The organism is Acinetobacter sp. SwsAc2, from assembly GCF_013391465.1.
Classification (GTDB): Bacteria; Pseudomonadota; Gammaproteobacteria; order Pseudomonadales; family Moraxellaceae; genus Acinetobacter; species Acinetobacter johnsonii.
The window spans coordinates 172,073-190,588 of the sequence record NZ_JACBEZ010000002.1 but is presented as its reverse complement, the minus strand read 5'-3'; the positions used below and the strand labels follow the sequence as shown (position 1 = coordinate 190,588).

Here is an 18,516-nt window from a genome sequence, read left to right as displayed (position 1 = left end):
CACAAAGCCAGTGACCATGCGTAAAGAAAGACGAAATAAGGATTTGATCATTAAACAGCATTGGATGGCTGTATCTGAATAAGTTTGATTTCGACCATGTTTACCTTTGGGTTGAGCGTACCATTGAGTCTTGGGATCAAACCAAATTGAGAGATTTCCTCGATTTATTAATGCACTGTTATAAGAAGACCAATTGGTTGTACGATAGATTTTAGGTGTGGGCTTATTCATTTGAGAATTATATTGTGGAATAAGCCTTTAGAGATAGGTTTGTGCAACAAAGCCGTCTTTTTCTGTCTTAGTTAAGATTTAAAGACTACAAGTTTTATTAAAAACTCTTGTTTTATATTTTTTTCATACAATAAATCTTAATGTCTTTTGTCGACTTTATAATACTTTGGCACAATGGTTACTCGAACCATTTATCAAATAGCTTGATAAATAATAACTATGTGTGAAGTGATATGCTGATTTTATTTTATGACCTTCAAAATAGTCACTCAAAAAAATTTATCTCTTATATACTGCAATGGGATAACTTAACTCGACATTTAGTGCCCATAAAAAATCCCATGTAAACATGGGCTTTTTTTCAATAGGGTTAATCAACAACTCGATATATATTTTCCGTTTGCCGACTTTCAAATAACAGTTCAATACTAGGCAGAATCACTTCACCATCAACAACGATATGTTCAATTCGTTTAAACAAATCCAAACGTTCTGCTTCGGAGTTTTCAGGTACTTGTCTTAACTGGGCCTTTACATTATACGTTTGACTGTACTGGTCCTTTACCTTTACATCTACAAGCTGAGTCATGGTCATTTTCCTTTTCTTTTTTTAGCTCTGCTTAATCTTATAGCACAAGTTTTTTCCAACACTGCCCTTAGAGTTGTTAGAATTTATCGCAATGTTAATTTATATAAATATTTTCAAAATCATAACTATAAATCATAAACTTAAATCAAACATGCTTAACAACCGAGATACATAGTCATATTTTTTCACATAAAAAAAGCTCGCATTGCTGCGAGCTTTTCTATGTTGGAAGGCTAGTGCTGATTTATTGTTTGAACATTTCGTATCAAACTCAACGAGCTGTCATTGATCCGTCCAACTACATCGTAGCGTCTTAGTTATCGACCTACTGTAAGTACAATATAAAAGCATTTTTTACTCTCGACAAGAGCCTATGACATTTCGAAACAACTGTACAAATAAAAGCCAGTTGATATTTTTTAAAAATAAGAGACCCTACTGAAAGGTAAAATCGAGATAACATCTCAGCGTCAAATCAAGTAAAATCGCGCATTCAACCTATGAGTTCTTTTCCATCTTAGTTCAATCCATTTTGAGTGATTTATATCGGTATTGTCCAATACAAAACTAAACTCATTTATCAAAACTGATTTGTTTAATTACAGTTTTGAACTTTAGCGTTGGTTACGTCTTTCGGCTTGCAAACAGCAGATCGGCAAACTGCTCTACTCTATTTTTACTGTAAGAAGAAATAAGGGATCGATATCCACTGCACCACAAAAATGGGCTATGGCTTGTTCATCTGTTATGAGAGACCTTTGATTGTCAACGTAACTACTGTTCTTGGAAACAATGCAACCTATCGCAGTTTAAACGATTTGTGCAAATGGCAGTTGTCAGGCCGCTGTAATTGGCGTCAATGTATATATTGGCCAAATGTCTTTATTATCAATCATGTTAAAATTGGCGATGTTGATAATGCCACCATCGGTGCAGGTAGTGTGGTCACCAAAGATATTCCTGATAAAGTAACAGCCGTAGGTAATTACGCAAAAGTCATTCACTATAATAATTCTGGAAATTCAGTAAATAAACGCTGGCTGAATTAAAAATAAAATTAGCATAATTTAATCAATTTAGTGCTCTATAAATAAAACAAAGATTGACATTTTTTATACTCCGTAAATTTTAAGACATAATATGTTGGTGTTGTATTTCAAAAGCTCATGAATAGGAGAAATTAGGTTAGGGTAAATCTTCGTTTTTGTTCGATGAATAAGATAGAGGTACATCATGACCACGATTAATATTTCAGATATTAAAGAACACTCTAGTGTAATTGCTGTATGTGGAACTAAAGTTGGAGATGTTGACCACATTGAAGGCAAAGAAATCAAACTCACCAAACATGGCGATGGGAAACACCATATTATCCCAAGTGCATGGGTAAGAGAAATTCGAGAGGATCAGGTCATTTTAAATAAAGATGCCCAAGAAATTAAAGATAATTGGATTGAAGCATAGGTTCAAAGAATTACAAATCTACCAGCCTTTGGGCTGGTAGTTCATATGATATACACACTGAGTAGATACAAAGAACATAATGCCTATCTAAGTTCGATGAACATTCACTTATAGCAAAGGTATAAAATTCACTCAATTACAACATTCTTAGTCTTTAAAAGGATTTGAAACTTTATCTTTAAGGCTTAACCAAACCAAAAAGGTCATAATAAATATAAGTAATCCAATCACAATAAAGAATGTTTCGCCCACAGCAAAACCTGTAATGAGTGCCCCTAAGCCGATTAATGATAATAAAATGATCAATCCGATGCCTAAGACATTCATGTTTGTTCTCCAATGACCGAAATAATAAAGATCTCATTATTGCGTTTAGGCATGTCAATTTAATGTTGTTTTCATTAAACTTTAATAGTACTTTTGATTGATTATGCGCTATTGTGTACTATTCATATTATCTTAATGAAAACTAATGTAATTTTTATAGAGAATTTACATATAATAATATGAAGCTTCTCTATACTTAGAAAAAGACTATCGAGCAAATTCGAACAATTTTCACCCAGATTGATTTCAATCATGAGAATTGAGCTTCTACAGGCGTCACAACAAAACTTTAAAAAATCTGTTCTTGTCTTGGGGGCATGAGTGATCAAGAAATCTGTTTTTCATAGTCTAGATTTACAAAAACTTATTTTGATTTTAATTATTGGCTGTGTCTCAAGCTTGTTTCTAATTTCAATTTTTGTATTGAACTATGTCATCAAAGAACAGTTAACCGAAAACTCTTTAGCTGCCAATCAACGCTATGCCTCAAAAATTGCATTTAGTACCGATAAATATTTTGAAAGTATGTTGAGTGAGCTGCGCTATAGTGCTCAAATTGTTGGTCAAGATTTTTCCAATCAACAGGTTTTAAAAGCAGAAGTGACCCGCCTTAAAAATCAATCACAAAAATTCAACTCAGTCACGATTATCGACAAGAATGCTTTTATTTTGGAGTATTCACCCCAGACCATACATGTTGATTCAAAAAAACAATATAGAACTCCAGGTATTACCGAAGCTTTAAAGCTCAAGAAAACCTATATTTCCTCTCCATACAAGGGCTTGTCAAACAATTTGATTGTACTAATTGCTCAGCCTATTTTTAATCGTCAAAATGAATTTTTGGGTATAGTGACGGGCACAATCTATTTAAACAAAGAAAATTTGGTAAGTGAACTTTTAGCCACCACTTATTCTTATAAGAAAAGTTATACTTATGTTGTGGATAATAAGAATAAAATCATCTTCCATCCAGATAAAACCCGCATTGGAGATTCATTAAAAAATAACACAGGAATGCAATATATTACCTCCCACCCCACTGGAAGGATTGCACTGGTCAATAGTAAAGGGATCGAAAACCTTGCAGGGTTTGCGGCAATTCCAAGTGTAAATTGGATTGTCGTGTCGCAACAACCGACATTAGAGTTATTAAGCCAAGCCAACTCGATCATTGTTAAAGTAACACTGGCTATGCTCGGCTTTTATTTACTCTTGTTCATTTTTGTGTGGAAACTTTCTTACTGGATTTCGTCACCACTCAATAAGCTTGCACAAATGGCCAGCATGTTGACACGCCCAAATATTGATCAAGACATTAAAAATATCGATCCTTGGTATTTTGAGGCTTTACGCTTTCGCACCGCTCTCTTGCTTAGCTCCAAACATTTTAAAGATGAAATTGCAGAACTTAAACAACACGTGAATACCGATCCGCTGACGGGACTTTATAACCGCCGCGGTATGAAACTGTTTTTAAATGAATTAGAAGCAACCAATACGCCTTTTTCGGTACTGACATTGGATATCGATCACTTTAAAGCGGTGAATGATAGCCACGGGCATGATCAAGGTGATCACGTATTGAAAAAGTTAGCTTCTCATATGAAAAGTAACTTTCGTCAACATGATGTGTGCTGCCGTGTCGGTGGAGAAGAATTTATTGTCTTTGTGGTGCACGAAGATCCAAAGATTGCCTATTTAGCGGCTGAACGACTTCGTAAAACGATAGCACAAAGCTACATTGATCCAATTGGAACGATCACGGTTTCAATTGGTATCGCCTCTTGGCCTCAAGACTCAGAGAATATTCAAGATGTGATTAAACTTGCGGATCAAAAACTCTATCAAGCCAAAAATGACGGTCGAAATTGTATCCGTTCGACATCATCAGCCTGATATAACTTTCGTTCAATATAAATTAAGCCAAATCATGCAGTGCTTTCAGATCCATCTGTTCAAAAATGAAAAGGCCTTTTCATGCAAGATGATTCAACTCATATTTTTAAGTTCTATCATCTACTTCACTCTTTTTTTCTAGTTCTGCATCATTTAACAACTGCCCCGTATGTTGTGGCTTAATCAAGGGTGCAGTAGGTCGTGGGTTGCGCTGCGTATATTGTATACCTATGCCCGCCTTGACATCATCAGCTGCAACTTCCGTTTCAAAACGTTGCTGATCTAAAGCTCGGATATCCTCACTTACCTGCTGAATTTCATCCTGACTTGCACCCAGTTGCTGCAAGGCCATTTGACCTAAAGCCAATGCAGACTCAAAGGTTTCTCTAACCATCAAACTGACATTTTTCTTGGACAAATACAGCGCGTGTTCACGGTCATAGGAACGAACAATCAGCTTAGCCAAAGGAAATTCAGCATTCACCAACTCTACAATTTTATTAACCGTTTCTTTGTGGTCGACACAGACTAAAATTGCTTCTGCTGTATCAGCCCCTGAAGCATGTAAAATATCTAAACGACATCCATCGCCATAGTAGACATCAAAACCAAACTTTTCCGCGTTCTGAATCATATTGACGTCATTATCAATAATGGTCACATCCACACTACGTGCCAATAACAACTGACTGGCCACTTGACCAAAGCGACCAAACCCAATCATCAATACTTTACCCGTTAAGCCATCGGCAACCCTGACCTGATCGAGTGAACTTTCATCCTGTTCAAGAGTAAAGCGTTTAAACAGCACACCGATGATTGGCGTCAACACCATAGACAATACGACAATCGCGGTTAAATTCGACTTGATGGTATTGTCAATAATTTGAGCTGTCGTCGCAGCACTAAACAATACAAAGGCAAACTCGCCCCCCTGCGCCATCAGTAAGGCTCGATCTAAAGCTTCGGGATGATTACTCTTGGTCAAACGTGCGACTACATAAATCATCAGTGCTTTGGTCAACATCAACGCAATGACACCACTGACAATCAGTGGCCAATTTTGCCTGACCACTGCCAAGTCCAAAGACATCCCGACGCCCAAGAAGAATAAGCCGAGTAATAAGCTGCGGAAGGGTTCAATATCCGCTTCAATTTGGTGACGGAAAGTCGACTCGGACAGTAACACTCCCGCTAAAAATGCGCCCAGTGCCATGGATAAACCACTGAGTTGCATCAGTAATGCCGCACCCAGTACTACCAATAACGCTGAAGCGGTCATCACTTCACGCGCTTTGGCAGCAGCTAGAATTTTAAATAATGGATTGAGTAACCAATGCCCTGCAACAATTAATCCAGCGATGGCCAACAGTCCGATGCCAATCCCTTGTAAATCGATAGATGAGCTTTCCGCCGCTTGATTGGGTGCCATAAATGCAACCAATGCTAATAAGGGAACGATCAATAAGTCTTCAAACAATAAGATCGCAACGATTTTTTGACCACGTCGTTGATGCAGCTCTCCGCGATCATTTAACAGTTGCATCACTATCGCAGTCGACGTCAGAACAAAGCCCGCAGCACCAATGAACGCTATTTTCCAGCTAAAGCCAAACAACATGCCCATACCTGTTAAGGCAATGACTGAAATAAGGATTTGCAAACTGCCCAATCCAAAAATCTCTTTCCGCAAACTCCATAAGTGCGAAGGTTGCATCTCCAATCCGATGATAAAGAGGTACATCACGATGCCGAGTTCAGCAATATGTAAGATGGCTGTGGGATTGTTAAAAAAGGCAAAACCAAATGGCCCAATGATCAACCCAGCAATTAAGTAGCCTAATATCGAACCTAGACCAATACGTTTAAAAATAGGGACGGCAATGACCGCTGCACTCAACAGTACAACAGGCCCAACCAGTCCCAGTGAATCTACTTCTGCACTCATTTTGTTCTCATCTTGGTTGTTGGCAATCCATGCCAATTTCACGCTATTTTAATTTTATTCATTAAGGTCTATGTCAGTACGGATAAAGCTTCTCAGCTGTGATCTTTTCGCTCTGCATGTCCGAAGGCTTATCATCAACACTCAACATGCTGCGAATTAAGCATGGCTGGACCAGCCTATGTTTAAAACTATATACAGCATTGTTGCTATACAGCAAGATTTTATTCGAGGAATAAAAAACACCTCACTATTTATGAACAGAAAACACTCAAGACCAGATTTTTATAACAGATAGATACTTAACAATAGTGTTTAGTAAGATTCTATCGTCAAAGATAAATTGTATCTTTGACGATATAGAGATGACATTCGGAATTTTACTCCATCAAGATAAAGTAGAACGTCGTATGTTCAAGCATATTTTCTCGCCCCAGCCACACAGATAATGGCTGCCAAAGTGACGACCAACATCATGCAACTCACGCTTTCATGTAGTAATAGAGCGGCAAGTACAAGTCCCATAAAGGGTTGGAATAATTGCAGTTGACCAACAGAGGCAATACCGCCTTGTGCTAATCCTCGATACCAAAATACAAAACCCAACAACATGCTAAAGACAGAAACATAAGCCAAACCCATCCATGCCGATGGACTAACATGCTGAAATGACATAGGCATGCTCCATAATGCTATTGGCAACATCACAGGTAACGAGAGTAGTAAAGCCCAACTAATGACTTGCCAACCGCCCAGTGTTCGCGAAAGTTTTGCTCCTTCTGCATAGCCCAGTCCGCATAGAATAATTGCTGCCAGCATATATAAGTCGCCTTTCCATACGGTACTCGTCTCTCCAAGTGCAGCATAGCCCGCTACAAAAATGGCTCCCAGTACTGAAAACAACCAAAAAAGTGGCTTGGGCCGTTCACCTCCGCGTAGAACTGCAAAAATTGCAGTACTGATAGGTAATAATCCTAAGAACACGATGGAATGTGCAGAACTTACATGCTGTAGGGCCAAAGCGGTTAAGAGTGGAAATCCGATGACCACGCCCAATGCACTGACCGCAAGTGCATGTATGTTTGAAGCGGTCGGGCGTGCTTGGCGAAGTAACACCAGAAAAAAAAATCCTAATAGCGCTGCAATTGTGGCCCGTGCACTGGTTAAAAAGATGGGGCTAAAATCGGCAACGGCGACCCGTGTTGCAGGTAAAGAGCCCGCAAAAATAGCGACACCGATTAATCCGTTTACCCAGCCGCTGGTTGCCTGTTTCATGGTGTGATTCTCTTATCGTTAATCGCTTAAGTTGAACATAGACCACATGTTTGAATCGAGATACAATCCAATACAATAAATAAAAACTGTTATGCATAAAAAGCCCATACAGTTCAGGAGAAATGGATGCGTAGCCAAACTCGAATTGATGCAGTCATGGATGAAATTAAACTCAAAATTAGCTCACGCACCTATCTCCCCAGTCATCGCCTTCCCTCTGTGCGCCAACAAGCACGGACATTGCAGGTCTCTGTTTCAACCGTTGTCGAAGCCTATGAACGTTTAATGGCTGAAGGCATCATTCTTTCTAAACCCGGATCAGGCTTTTATGTGTCTGGCCCCGTCGCGCCACTGGCTTTAACCCAAATGGGGCCCAGGCTAGATCGAGAGGTGGATCCTTTATGGGTCTCTCGACAAGCCTTGGATACAGATCACAGCACACTCAAACCGGGTTGCGGCTGGTTACCACCCGAATGGTTATATGAGACTGGTGTTCGACGTGCTCTACGTAGCATGGCGAAAGCAGATAGCTTAGAACTGGTGGAATATGCAACACCAGCAGGACATCCTGAACTACGACAATTAATTTCTCGTCGTTTAATTCACATTGGCATTGAAGCTTCGCCTGAACACATCATGCTCACCGAGTCTGGCACGCAAGCAATTGATTTGATCTGTCGTTTTTTATTGGAAGCTGGGGATACTGTTATTGTCGATGACCCTTGTTATTTTAATTTTCATGCTCTCCTCAAAGCTCATCGCATTAATATTGTGAGTGTGCCGTATACTCCCCATGGCCCAGATTTGGAGATCTTTCAGTCTGTTTTAGCTGAACACTCACCACGGCTGTATATCACCAACTCAGGCATACACAACCCAACTGGTGCAGTGCTCTCCCCCGTCACAGCGCATCGCTTACTTAAATTGGTCGATCAAACCAATTTAGTCATTGTGGAAGATGATATTTTTGCCGACTTTGAACATACCCCTGCCCCACGACTGGCTGCTTTTGATGGACTCAATCGTGTCATTCAAGTGAGTAGTTTTTCAAAAACGATTTCAGCCTCTTTGCGCTGTGGCTATATCGTGGCCAAAAATGAATGGATTGAAAATCTAATCGATTTAAAGATCGCCACCTCTTTTGGTGGAGGCCGACTTGCCGCCGATATGGTGCTGATTGCCTTAAAAGACAGTGGATATCGTAAGCATATGGAAACGGTGCGCTTACGCCTAGCTCATGAAATGCAAAAAGTCATCACTCAGCTCGGGGCTTTAAATATTCACCCGTGGCTCGTCCCACAAGCGGGCATATTCCTCTGGTGTAAACTTCCCGACGGTTTCGATGCTGCGGTCATTGCGCGAGAGTGTTTAAAACACGGCGTTGTTTTAGCACCAGGAAATGCGTTTAGCCAATCCTTAAATGCACAGAATTTCTTACGCTTCAATGTCGCACAATCAGCGGATCCGCGTATTTTCGAAACGCTTAAAAATGTGTTAGCTCAACAGCAAAACTTAACATAATAAAAGCCTCTACTTAGAAATAGAGGCTATTATTAACAGCTGTTGAATGGCTTATGAACAATACTCGTCGCGTTGATGCTCAATTAAAGACAGCGCGGCATTCCATGCTTTCAGCATCACCATTTCAATCAATTCACTTTCAAACTGTTGAGCCGTATGTTGACGTACAGCTTCAGACGGAAGATGAAGTTCTGCTCCACCTGCCATCGCTTTAATCTGCGCTTGGCATGCGCGTTCAAGGAAGTAGATCTCGTGGAAAGCACGTTGAATCGAGTCCCCTGTCGATAGCAAACCATGATTACGTAAAATCATGACCCGGTTTTGCCCCAAGTCTTTCACGAGACGCTCACGCTCTTCGGTCAATAACGCCACCCCTTCATACTCGTGATAACTGACTTTGTTATAAAACTTCAAAGCATGCTGAGACAAAGGCAATAAACCCTGTTTTTGTGCAGACACTGCAATGCCATCTGCGGTATGCGTATGAATCACGCAGTGCACATCTTTACGTGCATCATGGATCGCGGAGTGAATCACAAAACCTGCGGTATTGACCAGTTTGCCCTGATCATAATCCGCAATAATATTGCCTGCATAATCAATTTTAACCAAATGCGAAGCCGTCATTTTTTCAAAGGGAATGCCGTATTGATTAATCAGAAAATGACCGTCTTCGTCGGGTACACGTAAACTAATATGCGTATCAATTAAATCGGTCATGCGGAAATGCGCAATTAGACGGTACAACCCCGCAAGCTGACAACGCGTATCCCATTCTTTTTCTGACACGACATCTTTTAGACTTTTAATCGCATGTAAACTGGTCATTTGTAATCCCTATTATCTCTATCCATTAAAGTTAACATTGCGTTTGAAGGAAAAAGCTCAACCCTGCTTAAGTCCTTCTCACAACATAAACTGATTCTTCGTAAAATAGCGAAACATGTCTTGAATGATTCTGCTATTTCCGTGTGCTATCAAGCAACTTAACACGCTATGGAGTCGATGGTGTTTTAATGCAGTCATTCACGAAGATGGTTTTGCTTTTCAGCATCGAGGGTGCAAAATCAACCATGCTACGTAAAGTTCGGGTGAAATGTGCCTGATCGGCAAAACCCGCTTCCAAGGCAATATCAATCAAACTTCGACCTGCGGCCCAGAGTTTGATGGCATAGCGAATACGCAACCAAAGAATGTAGCGCCGCATTGAAATCCCCAGTTGCTGACTAAACAAGTGCATCAGCCTCGACTCAGACAGTCCCGTATATGCCGCGACTTGAGCTACTGTGGGAATCTGCTGAGGTACAAGTTGTTGAATATAATGACAAGCTTGTAAAACGCGGGCATCCCATGGCAATACCTGCAACGGATTTGGATTTAACGTCGACAGTAGCGTTAAAACCAATTGTTTGGCATCATCAGGACTGAGTTGCCCAGCGATCAACTTTTGAAACTGTGAATGAAACGTAGCAAGGCAAGCGGCAGGTAAAGAACAAATCTGTTCGCCATTCAGCAATGGATACAAGTGTCCATAAAGTGCATGATCAGGATCAATCATGAGCGCAAGATAAGGCTGATTTTCTGAATCGGTACTGTGCGTCACATTGGGTGCCATCACCACAATATCGTGATAACGACGTACTTGGTCGTCTAAAGTGATCGCAAAAGGTGTGCCCAAGCCAATTTGTAAAAGTGCTGGGAAATGGGCATGGGCATTATTCAACTGCTCATGAGTCACATACAAAATGACACCATCCCAAGTGTAAATTTTGCTTTGGAGCGCTAACCCTAAACTCGCATCCTTGCTTTGCGATAGCATATTCGTTCAAGACCATCTTTGGTTTACTGTTTAAAACTACGCCTAGTAAACACTAAAGGAGTAGGACATGTTACAGGATACCCAAACCCAAATTAAAAACAATATGCAAGATTTGGTGAATAACGCCCATCTCTCTGCTACACCGGTTGCAAGCCCTGCTGTGCAAATTAAAGGAAGTGATGGCCGTTATAAAACCTTAAAAGAATTCTATCCCTTCTATCTTTCTCAGCATGAAGATCCCACTTGCCGACGTTTACACTTTGTGGGAACCACCTGTGTGATCGGGATTACCGCGGCTGCGGCGATGACCAAAAATCCAAAACTACTCTGGGCTTTGCCTGTGGTGGGTTATGGGTTTGCGTGGGTCGGTCATTTCTTTTTTGAACATAACAAACCAGCCACATTTACATATCCTTTTTACAGTTTCGTTTGTGACTTTAAAATGTATAAAGACATTTTACTAAAGCGCGTAAACTGGTAAATAAAAATGCGACTGTCCTATCTATTTCTAGGGCAGTCGTTTAATCGAAATCTGACGATTATTGCTATTGTTAAGGTTACTCGCCCAAAATCCCTATAAGAGCGACACTCCTTAATTACATCCAACCACGCCATCTACTTAGGCTGCATCAACGTTCACTAAACGGCATCACCATCTGCTCTAATGAAAAGTAATCAACACTCGCCAATAGCTCAATCAAAGCATTCATTTCTCACAGGCTCAATTTATAAAATAAGTCCTTTATTTTGACCGATAATCCCCCCTTGAATGCTCAATTACAACCCTACTCTCCAATTCTTTTCAGTGATGCACAATATGCATATTTATTAGAACAGCTTATCGAGCAGCATCTTCCTGTGCGCTTTGATATGCAACTCGCATCAGACTATTTACAAATGAGTGAGCGTCATCTTCGACGCTCCTTATTGCTAGAAGGCATTAGTTTTCAGCAAATTCGACAAACCGTGTTAGAACGAAAAGCGAAACAGATGCTTGAAAATAATCTCTCCATTGGGGACATTAGCCAAGCTTTAGGTTTTAGAGAAGTACGTGAATTTCGTCGGGCATTTAAACGCTGGACAGGCCAAGCGCCGTCTGTTTATAAAAATGGTACCGAATGATCCTAAGCTGATACGGAGGCCCATTTTTTCTGTTTTTATTCGTTCCCTCTTTAAAAGTTGAAGTTGAAATGTGTTTAATTAAAGCAACCAAACTGTTTCGGTCAGCTGCTTAATTTCATCCATATCATGGCTGACATACAACATCGGGATATGGGTTTCATTTTGGACGGTTTGAAAAAAAGGAAGGATTTCCTGTTTATGTGCAGCGTCTAACGCAGACAAGGGTTCATCTAATAATAATAAATTTGGCGAATACAACAGTGCCCGACCCAATGCAACTCGCTGCTTTTCACCACCTGAAAGCTTCGTCGGCATACGACTGAGTAAATGATTAAGTTTAAGCAGTTCAATAATATAATCGGGATCAAAACGTCGGCTTTCAGGCGGAATTCGCTTATAGCCAAACAATAAATTTTGCATCACCGTCATATGTGGAAACAGTTGTGCATCCTGAAAAACCAAACCAACATGACGTTGCTGTACATTTAAATTAATCTTATTTTCAGCATCGAACCATGTCTGATGATTGATTTTAATCCAGCCCTTGACTGGAGTATTAAGTCCTGCAATGGCATGCAAAATACTGGTTTTTCCTGAACCTGAAGCCCCAAATAAACCAACGACAGGATGTTCAGATGAAAATGTCTGATCGAGTTTAAATTTGCCTAAATTTAACTGAATATGACAGTCGATCATCGTCTTAATGTCCTCGTTTGTTTTTCTGATAGCGATGGAACCACTGGGCAAACCATAACGCCAAAAATGCCACAGTTAATGACAGAATAATCAATCGCCAGACCGCCTGTTCTGTGTCAGGTTGCTGCATCAAGCTATACATGGCCAAGGGCAAAGTTCTGGTCTCCCCTGCAATATTACCGACAAAGGTAATGGTTGCGCCAAACTCGCCCAGACTGCGACAAAAACATAAAATCGCCCCCACCAATATGCCACTGCTGGCTAAAGGCAAAGTGACATAAAAAAAAGTGCCCAAGGAGGAAGCACCAAGCGTTTTCGCCGCCATTTCTAGCCGTTGATCCACCAACTCTATGGCCAAACGAATCGATTGAACCAAGAGTGGAAAGCCCATCACGGCTGAGGCCAAAACTGCGCCTTTCCAGTTAAATGCAAAATTGAGTCCAAAGGGCTCAAGATACTTACCCAGTATTCCGTTTCCTCCAAAAACCTGTAACAGCAAATATCCCGGCACCACAGGCGGCAGCACCAGCGGTAGAAAAATAAAGGTTTCAAATAAGGATTTGCCAAAAAACTCTTTACGTGCCAAAACCCAACCCACTACCAACGCAGGGATCAGGCTAAATGCCAAACAGGTTGCAGCCACTTGGCAGGATAACTTGAGTACCTCTATCTCTTCAGCCGATAAAGAAAACATCATCACTTAGCAGCAGATAAAACGGTAAAGCCATATTTTTTAAAGACTGCATGTGCTTGTTTACTTTGTACAAACTGATAAAACGCTAGCGCATCGGGATTATTTTTGACAAGAGCTAAGGGATAAACAATCGGGGTATGGGTATTAATAGGGAAAACACCAACGACGGTGACATCTTTACTGATAGCAGCGTCGGTTGCATAGACAATGCCAAGCTGACATTCACCACGTGCTACAAAGTTGAGCGCAGCTCTGACATCTTCAGTTTCAACCAATCTTGGTTCAAGTTTTGACCACCATCCCAATGCGGTCAGTGCCTGTTTACCATATTTTCCGACTGGGACACTTTTGGTGTCACCTGTACAAAGCTTGCCCTGAAAGGCAGTAGAAGGATCAAAACTTTTATCCATTTTTATTTTGACGGGCTTAGCTTTTGGCGAAATCAATACAAGACGATTGCCCAATAAATTCACACGTTTATTCGGCACAATTAACTTTTTATTTTGCAGATAATTCATCCACTGTTCATCTGCCGAAATAAAAACATCCGCAGGTGCACCCGCTTCAATTTGCTTGGCCAAAGTCGACGACCCTGCATAAGAGGTTTTCACGTGTACTCTTTTTTGTTGTTCAAATATTGCATCGACATCTGCTATAGCATTGGTCAAGCTGGCTGCTGCATAAACGGTAATAGCTTGCTCTGCATGTACCTGTACCCCAAGAGTCAAACCACAACATAACATCGCATATTGCATATACTTATTCTTAAAATTAAGCAGCACCATGTTCCCCTTAAGCGTTATAAATTGACCGATATGTTTTTAAAAATATATGGATACATAAGCAACGTCAATTCTAGAAACAGATTATTTATCGTTCAAGTTAAAGGATTTGTATCTTAATCACGTGACTGATACTACTCTTGCTATTTAGTCAGTAGAAATAAGAGCTTTTATCAAATAGAGGAAGCCTATTCGTGTATGTCATAAATGAATACGAGAGGAATCTAGCTGACCTGACTAGATTATGGTTTAAGGTGTTGAGCTATTTCTGCAAAATCCTGTTCAATCGCAAGGCGTGCTTTTATTTCCATTTGTCTAAATTGACTTAAAATACTGTCGCCCAAGTCCGTGAGTTTTGCCCCACCCCCATGCGTTCCACCTTTTTGAGTTTCGACTAATCCTGACTGAAAGCTATGATTCATGGTTTCAACCAACTGCCATGCACGGCGGTAACTCATATTCATACTTTTTGCAGCTTGAGAAATTGAGCCTGTACGTCGAATTTCTTCCAATAATTCTGCCTTACCCGGCCCAAATGCAATGTCTTGATTGAGAAGTATTCTGAGCTGTAATTTTAATTTGACGTCCTGCATACATTCACTCAAATAAAGACCTGTCATCAAAGCAGATGACCTAAAGAAAAACCTTTTACTTTTTATACAGCAAAATTTTGAATATCAAGTATATAAAACAAAACCATCGCCGCGACAAAAACTCGCTAAGGTCAAACCTGACTGCTTTGCCATATTAATCGCCATACTGGTTGGAGCTGAAATACACGCCAGCAAGGCAATATTCAGTTGAGCACACTTACGAATCAACTCATAACTAGCTCGGCTGGTCATCACCACAAAACCTTGATTTACATCATAATGATGTTCTGCACTATAACCCAATAGTTTATCTAAAGCATTGTGTCGGCCTACATCCTCAAACAAAGCCACTATTTCCCCCGCTTCAACCCATGCAGCCGCATGTGCACCGCCCGTCATTTGGGTGATTTTCTGTCGGGTATTGAGTTGAGCAATGGCTTGGGGAATTTGAACTAGCCATCCCTCACAAAGGGCTGTGGTAATTTGAGGTAAATCCAAATGAAGTTGCTGCAAGCTTTCAATCCCACAGAGACCACAACCCGTGCGTCCAACCATCATCCGTCGATGTTGTTTGAGCGCCATAAAGGCGCGGGTAGAAATCGTCATTTCGACTTGGATCCCAAATTCCGTTTCGTATATGTCTAAAGAGTAAAGCTCTTTCAAACTCGTCAAAATACCTTCAGACAAGCTAAAACCTTTCGCAAAGACTTCAATATCAGCTGGCGTTGCCATCATTACTGCATGCGAAATCCCATTATAAACCAAGGCAATAGGGTATTCTTGCACCACAAAATCAGATTGTTCAACAGCTCTATTTTCACTTAAACGCTGAATATTAACAGTTTCATAGCCGAGAGAATTCAACATCAACGCCCGAATATCCATAATAATTTTCCAATATTCCCTAAACACCAAACCCTTCAATCATGAAAAAAATGACACCTGCAAATCAGGCGTCATTTCAGCATTGAATCAACTAACCTCTCGATTCACGATCTGATTGGCATCTTCAGGATCAACCGCTTGTGCCAAGTTGAAATGTTCAGGCGCTTGGCCTGCATGCAAAATCACAGGCACGCTTTTCGAAGCTGGTATTTTGGCGTATTTATCATGGCTACTAAGTGCAACCAATGGATTGGTCTCCGGATAATAGGCTGCAAGGCTACCCCGTGGAATGTTATACGGTACGATACGGAAGCTTTGAACCACACGTTTAACACCATCCGAATAAATACTTTCGATATCCACCCATTGATCTGCAACAAAACCAGCCGCAGCGATATCTTCTGCATTCATAAACAAAACACGGCGCTGACCAAATACCCCACGATAACGGTCATCGAGTCCATACAAGGTTGTGTTGTATTGGTCATGAGAGCGTGTGGTCATTAGGGTATAGACTTTTGACCCAGTATATTGTTCAGCGTATTTATTCTCTTTATCGGCATACACTTCAGCCAACGGCGTAATTAAGAACTGTGCCTTGCCTACAGGCGTATTCCACACATGCTGATTGGCAGGATGCTCTAAGTGAAAACCACCCGGCTGATAGACACGTGTATTAAAATCATGGAATTCATCAAACACGTCTTCAATCGAATCTCGAATACGGTCATAACTTTCTACATACCATTTCCACTTGATATCACTGTCTGGCAAGACGGCTGCTGCCATACGCGCCACAATGTCAGGCTCTGAAAGTAAATTCTTAGAAGCAGGCTCATTACGCCCTGCTGAAAGATGCACATTACTCATGGAATCTTCAACACTGACTGCCTGTGGCCCATGCTGTTGCATATCAATTTCGGTACGCCCCAAACAGGGTAAAAGTAATGCCTCTTTACCACAAACCAAATGGCTACGATTCAACTTCGTTGCAATCTGTACCGTCAAATCACAACGACGTAAGCCTTCTTGTGTATACGGTGTATCTGGAGTGGCAACAGCAAAATTACCACCTAAACCAATAAAGACTTTTACACCACCTTCATACATCGCCTTAATGGTATCCACCACGCCAAAACCATGTTCACGTGGCGACTTAATACCAAATACTCGGTCCAGACTATCCAGCAATTTTGGGCTTGGTCGTTCATTGATCCCCATGGTTCGATCGCCCTGCACATTACTGTGCCCGCGAATCGGTGCTAAGCCTGCCCCTGGACGACCAATATGCCCTCTTGCCAACATTAAGTTCGCGAGCATATGTACATTTGCAGTCCCGTTTCGATGCTGTGTAATCCCCATGCCCCAACAGAAAATGGCCGTTTTGGCATCTAAATACATTTTAGCTAAAGATTCTAAATGCTCAGGGCTAAGTCCCGTATGTGCATGAATATCGGACCATGCAGTACGATCTATTTCTTCCATCATGGCATCGAAACCGACTGTATTTATTTCGATAAAAGATCGGTCAAACACGCTCTTTTTTCCTGCTGCCAGTGCTTGAATATCCCACTCACGTAAATGTTTCAGCATCCCGAACATGAGTGCATAGTCACCGCCCACGTTGGGTTGGAAATAATAACGACTAATAGGTGTACTGCCATTGGTCATCATCTCAACAGGTGCTTGAGGATCTTGGAAACGTTCTAAACCACGTTCTTTTAAGGGGTTAATGGCAACGATATTGCCACCACGGCGCGACACTTCACGTAAAGTCCCCAACATCCGCGGATGGTTGGTGCCCGGATTATGCCCAAAACTGAAAATCGCATCGGCGATATCAAAATCGTCTAAAGTCACCGTTCCCTTACCCAAACCAATTGAGTCACGTAGGCCAACACTGGTGGTCTCATGGCACATATTGGAACAGTCTGGAAAATTATTGGTACCAAAAGCGCGGACAAAAAGTTGATACAGAAATGCTGCTTCATTACTGGCACGACCCGAAGTATAAAATGCCGCTTGATCTGGATGATCCAAGGCATGTAAATGTTTTGCGATTAAGGCAAAAGCATCATCCCATGAGATAGGCACATATTTATCTGTCACGCTGTCATAGCGCATTGGGTCGGTTAGACGACCTGAATCTTCAAGCAAGAAATCACTTTGTTCAGACAGCCAACTGACCGTATGGGTCGCAAAAAATTCAGGTGTAACACGTTTTGAAGTGGCTTCAAAGGCAACGGCTTTCGCACCGTTTTCACAAAAGTTAAAGGCATGTGCATCTTTTTTTTCAGGCCATGCACATCCTGGACAGTCGAAACCTGTGGGTTGGTTAATATTGAGAAGCGTAATCGCACCTTTTTTGAAAACTTCCTGTCTCTTTAAATTTCTTGCAACACTTAACAACGCGCCCCATCCACCCGCAGGGTTGGTATAAGGCTCTATTCTCGCATAGCTGGTTTCTTCATCGTCATGCTTTTTATCTTCAGTGTTTTCCATCTCACCGCCCTCAATATTTATCTTCGGTAAAAAGTTCTGCAATGATCAATTCACTGTTCACTTTGCTCATAGCATTCGTAAGCTATTTGGATTTCTCATCTCTTTTTTGTTGTCTATTTCTTATTCATCATGCCCGCGTTTCTTGGCACCATTCCAAAACACTTCTGATCAA

Annotated in this window: 18 protein-coding genes and 1 pseudogene; 6 read left to right on the top strand and 13 right to left on the bottom strand. The window is 41.0% G+C overall.

What is annotated here, in order from left to right:
* Positions 1–231 (bottom strand): transposase (locus tag HYI04_RS02170; RefSeq protein ID WP_178895806.1); only part of this gene is annotated, 231 nt, incomplete at its 3' end.
* A 370-nt stretch (positions 232–601) separates the two neighbouring features.
* Positions 602–820: a hypothetical protein gene (locus HYI04_RS02165; RefSeq protein WP_004696033.1), complete on the bottom strand. Its 219-nt coding sequence runs from the start codon at positions 818–820 to the stop codon at positions 602–604.
* A 758-nt stretch (positions 821–1,578) separates the two neighbouring features.
* On the opposite strand from HYI04_RS02165, the gene HYI04_RS17025 reads away from it, so the two are divergent.
* Positions 1,579–1,869, top strand: a complete 291-nt coding sequence (locus tag HYI04_RS17025; RefSeq protein WP_306172595.1) for a hypothetical protein — start codon at positions 1,579–1,581, stop codon at positions 1,867–1,869.
* A gap of 184 nt (positions 1,870–2,053) precedes the next feature.
* A complete protein-coding gene (locus HYI04_RS02155; RefSeq protein WP_178895805.1) occupies positions 2,054–2,284 on the top strand; it encodes a DUF2171 domain-containing protein in 231 nt (76 codons plus the stop codon).
* 147 nt (positions 2,285–2,431) lie between these two features.
* Here the strand turns inward: HYI04_RS02155 and HYI04_RS02150 are convergent, their stop codons facing one another.
* Positions 2,432–2,611, bottom strand: a complete 180-nt coding sequence (locus HYI04_RS02150) for a hypothetical protein (protein ID WP_029575077.1) — start codon at positions 2,609–2,611, stop codon at positions 2,432–2,434.
* Between the two features lie 321 nt (positions 2,612–2,932).
* On the opposite strand from HYI04_RS02150, the gene HYI04_RS02145 reads away from it, so the two are divergent.
* Positions 2,933–4,510 (top strand): sensor domain-containing diguanylate cyclase, encoded by a 1,578-nt coding sequence (locus HYI04_RS02145; RefSeq protein WP_159152544.1) that lies wholly within the window; start codon positions 2,933–2,935, stop codon positions 4,508–4,510.
* A gap of 106 nt (positions 4,511–4,616) precedes the next feature.
* On the opposite strand, the gene HYI04_RS02140 is transcribed toward HYI04_RS02145, so the two are convergent.
* Complete coding sequence (locus HYI04_RS02140) at positions 4,617–6,458, bottom strand: monovalent cation:proton antiporter-2 (CPA2) family protein (RefSeq protein ID WP_178895804.1); 1,842 nt, start codon at positions 6,456–6,458, stop codon at positions 4,617–4,619.
* 411 nt (positions 6,459–6,869) lie between these two features.
* Positions 6,870–7,730 (bottom strand): DMT family transporter, encoded by an 861-nt coding sequence (locus HYI04_RS02135; protein WP_159152546.1) that lies wholly within the window; start codon positions 7,728–7,730, stop codon positions 6,870–6,872.
* Between the two features lie 126 nt (positions 7,731–7,856).
* Between HYI04_RS02135 and HYI04_RS02130 the strand changes: the two genes are divergently transcribed.
* On the top strand, positions 7,857–9,251 hold the full coding sequence (locus tag HYI04_RS02130) for a PLP-dependent aminotransferase family protein (RefSeq protein ID WP_159152547.1): 1,395 nt from the start codon (positions 7,857–7,859) through the stop codon (positions 9,249–9,251).
* A 51-nt stretch (positions 9,252–9,302) separates the two neighbouring features.
* On the opposite strand, the gene HYI04_RS02125 is transcribed toward HYI04_RS02130, so the two are convergent.
* Positions 9,303–10,079 carry a class II aldolase/adducin family protein gene (locus tag HYI04_RS02125; protein WP_159152548.1) on the bottom strand — a complete coding sequence of 259 codons (777 nt, stop codon included), beginning with the start codon at positions 10,077–10,079 and terminating at the stop codon, positions 9,303–9,305.
* Between the two features lie 166 nt (positions 10,080–10,245).
* Positions 10,246–11,070, bottom strand: a complete 825-nt coding sequence (locus HYI04_RS02120) for an AraC family transcriptional regulator (protein WP_178895803.1) — start codon at positions 11,068–11,070, stop codon at positions 10,246–10,248.
* A 67-nt stretch (positions 11,071–11,137) separates the two neighbouring features.
* Here HYI04_RS02120 and HYI04_RS02115 point away from each other — a divergent pair, with 67 nt between their 5' ends.
* Positions 11,138–11,551: a DUF962 domain-containing protein gene (locus tag HYI04_RS02115; RefSeq protein WP_010327195.1), complete on the top strand. Its 414-nt coding sequence runs from the start codon at positions 11,138–11,140 to the stop codon at positions 11,549–11,551.
* Between the two features lie 335 nt (positions 11,552–11,886).
* Positions 11,887–12,192, top strand: a pseudogene (locus HYI04_RS02110) (helix-turn-helix transcriptional regulator); the annotation flags it as partial.
* 78 nt (positions 12,193–12,270) lie between these two features.
* On the opposite strand, the gene HYI04_RS02105 reads toward HYI04_RS02110, so the two are convergent.
* The 6 genes from HYI04_RS02105 to HYI04_RS02080 all read right to left on the bottom strand — a co-directional run bounded on the left by HYI04_RS02105 (position 12,271) and on the right by HYI04_RS02080 (position 18,344).
* A complete protein-coding gene (locus HYI04_RS02105) occupies positions 12,271–12,888 on the bottom strand; it encodes an ATP-binding cassette domain-containing protein (RefSeq protein ID WP_010327197.1) in 618 nt (205 codons plus the stop codon).
* 4 nt (positions 12,889–12,892) lie between these two features.
* Positions 12,893–13,585 carry a molybdate ABC transporter permease subunit gene (gene modB / locus HYI04_RS02100; protein ID WP_010327198.1) on the bottom strand — a complete coding sequence of 231 codons (693 nt, stop codon included), beginning with the start codon at positions 13,583–13,585 and terminating at the stop codon, positions 12,893–12,895.
* On the bottom strand, positions 13,585–14,337 hold the full coding sequence (modA, locus tag HYI04_RS02095) for a molybdate ABC transporter substrate-binding protein (protein ID WP_010327199.1): 753 nt from the start codon (positions 14,335–14,337) through the stop codon (positions 13,585–13,587). The genes modB and modA overlap by 1 nt, the downstream gene beginning before the upstream one ends.
* 269 nt (positions 14,338–14,606) lie before the next feature.
* A complete protein-coding gene (locus tag HYI04_RS02090; protein ID WP_010327200.1) occupies positions 14,607–14,957 on the bottom strand; it encodes a winged helix-turn-helix domain-containing protein in 351 nt (116 codons plus the stop codon).
* Between the two features lie 84 nt (positions 14,958–15,041).
* On the bottom strand, positions 15,042–15,842 hold the full coding sequence (fdhD, locus tag HYI04_RS02085) for a formate dehydrogenase accessory sulfurtransferase FdhD (protein WP_010327201.1): 801 nt from the start codon (positions 15,840–15,842) through the stop codon (positions 15,042–15,044).
* An 87-nt stretch (positions 15,843–15,929) separates the two neighbouring features.
* Positions 15,930–18,344 carry an FdhF/YdeP family oxidoreductase gene (locus HYI04_RS02080; RefSeq protein WP_010327202.1) on the bottom strand — a complete coding sequence of 805 codons (2,415 nt, stop codon included), beginning with the start codon at positions 18,342–18,344 and terminating at the stop codon, positions 15,930–15,932.
* Positions 18,345–18,516: the final 172 nt, after the last annotated feature.

Coding starts and splice junctions, on each gene's coding strand:
- HYI04_RS02165 (WP_004696033.1), bottom strand. CDS start 820: ATGACTCAGCTTGTAGATGTAAAGGTAAAGGACCAGTACAGTCAAACG.
- HYI04_RS02155 (WP_178895805.1), top strand. CDS start 2,054: ATGACCACGATTAATATTTCAGATATTAAAGAACACTCTAGTGTAATT.
- HYI04_RS02150 (WP_029575077.1), bottom strand. CDS start 2,611: ATGAATGTCTTAGGCATCGGATTGATCATTTTATTATCATTAATCGGC.
- HYI04_RS02140 (WP_178895804.1), bottom strand. CDS start 6,458: ATGAGTGCAGAAGTAGATTCACTGGGACTGGTTGGGCCTGTTGTACTG.
- HYI04_RS02135 (WP_159152546.1), bottom strand. CDS start 7,730: ATGAAACAGGCAACCAGCGGCTGGGTAAACGGATTAATCGGTGTCGCT.
- HYI04_RS02130 (WP_159152547.1), top strand. CDS start 7,857: ATGCGTAGCCAAACTCGAATTGATGCAGTCATGGATGAAATTAAACTC.
- HYI04_RS02125 (WP_159152548.1), bottom strand. CDS start 10,079: ATGACCAGTTTACATGCGATTAAAAGTCTAAAAGATGTCGTGTCAGAA.
- HYI04_RS02120 (WP_178895803.1), bottom strand. CDS start 11,070: ATGCTATCGCAAAGCAAGGATGCGAGTTTAGGGTTAGCGCTCCAAAGC.
- HYI04_RS02115 (WP_010327195.1), top strand. CDS start 11,138: ATGTTACAGGATACCCAAACCCAAATTAAAAACAATATGCAAGATTTG.
- HYI04_RS02105 (WP_010327197.1), bottom strand. CDS start 12,888: ATGATCGACTGTCATATTCAGTTAAATTTAGGCAAATTTAAACTCGAT.
- modB (WP_010327198.1), bottom strand. CDS start 13,585: ATGATGTTTTCTTTATCGGCTGAAGAGATAGAGGTACTCAAGTTATCC.
- modA (WP_010327199.1), bottom strand. CDS start 14,337: ATGCAATATGCGATGTTATGTTGTGGTTTGACTCTTGGGGTACAGGTA.
- HYI04_RS02090 (WP_010327200.1), bottom strand. CDS start 14,957: ATGCAGGACGTCAAATTAAAATTACAGCTCAGAATACTTCTCAATCAA.
- fdhD (WP_010327201.1), bottom strand. CDS start 15,842: ATGGATATTCGGGCGTTGATGTTGAATTCTCTCGGCTATGAAACTGTT.
- HYI04_RS02080 (WP_010327202.1), bottom strand. CDS start 18,344: ATGGAAAACACTGAAGATAAAAAGCATGACGATGAAGAAACCAGCTAT.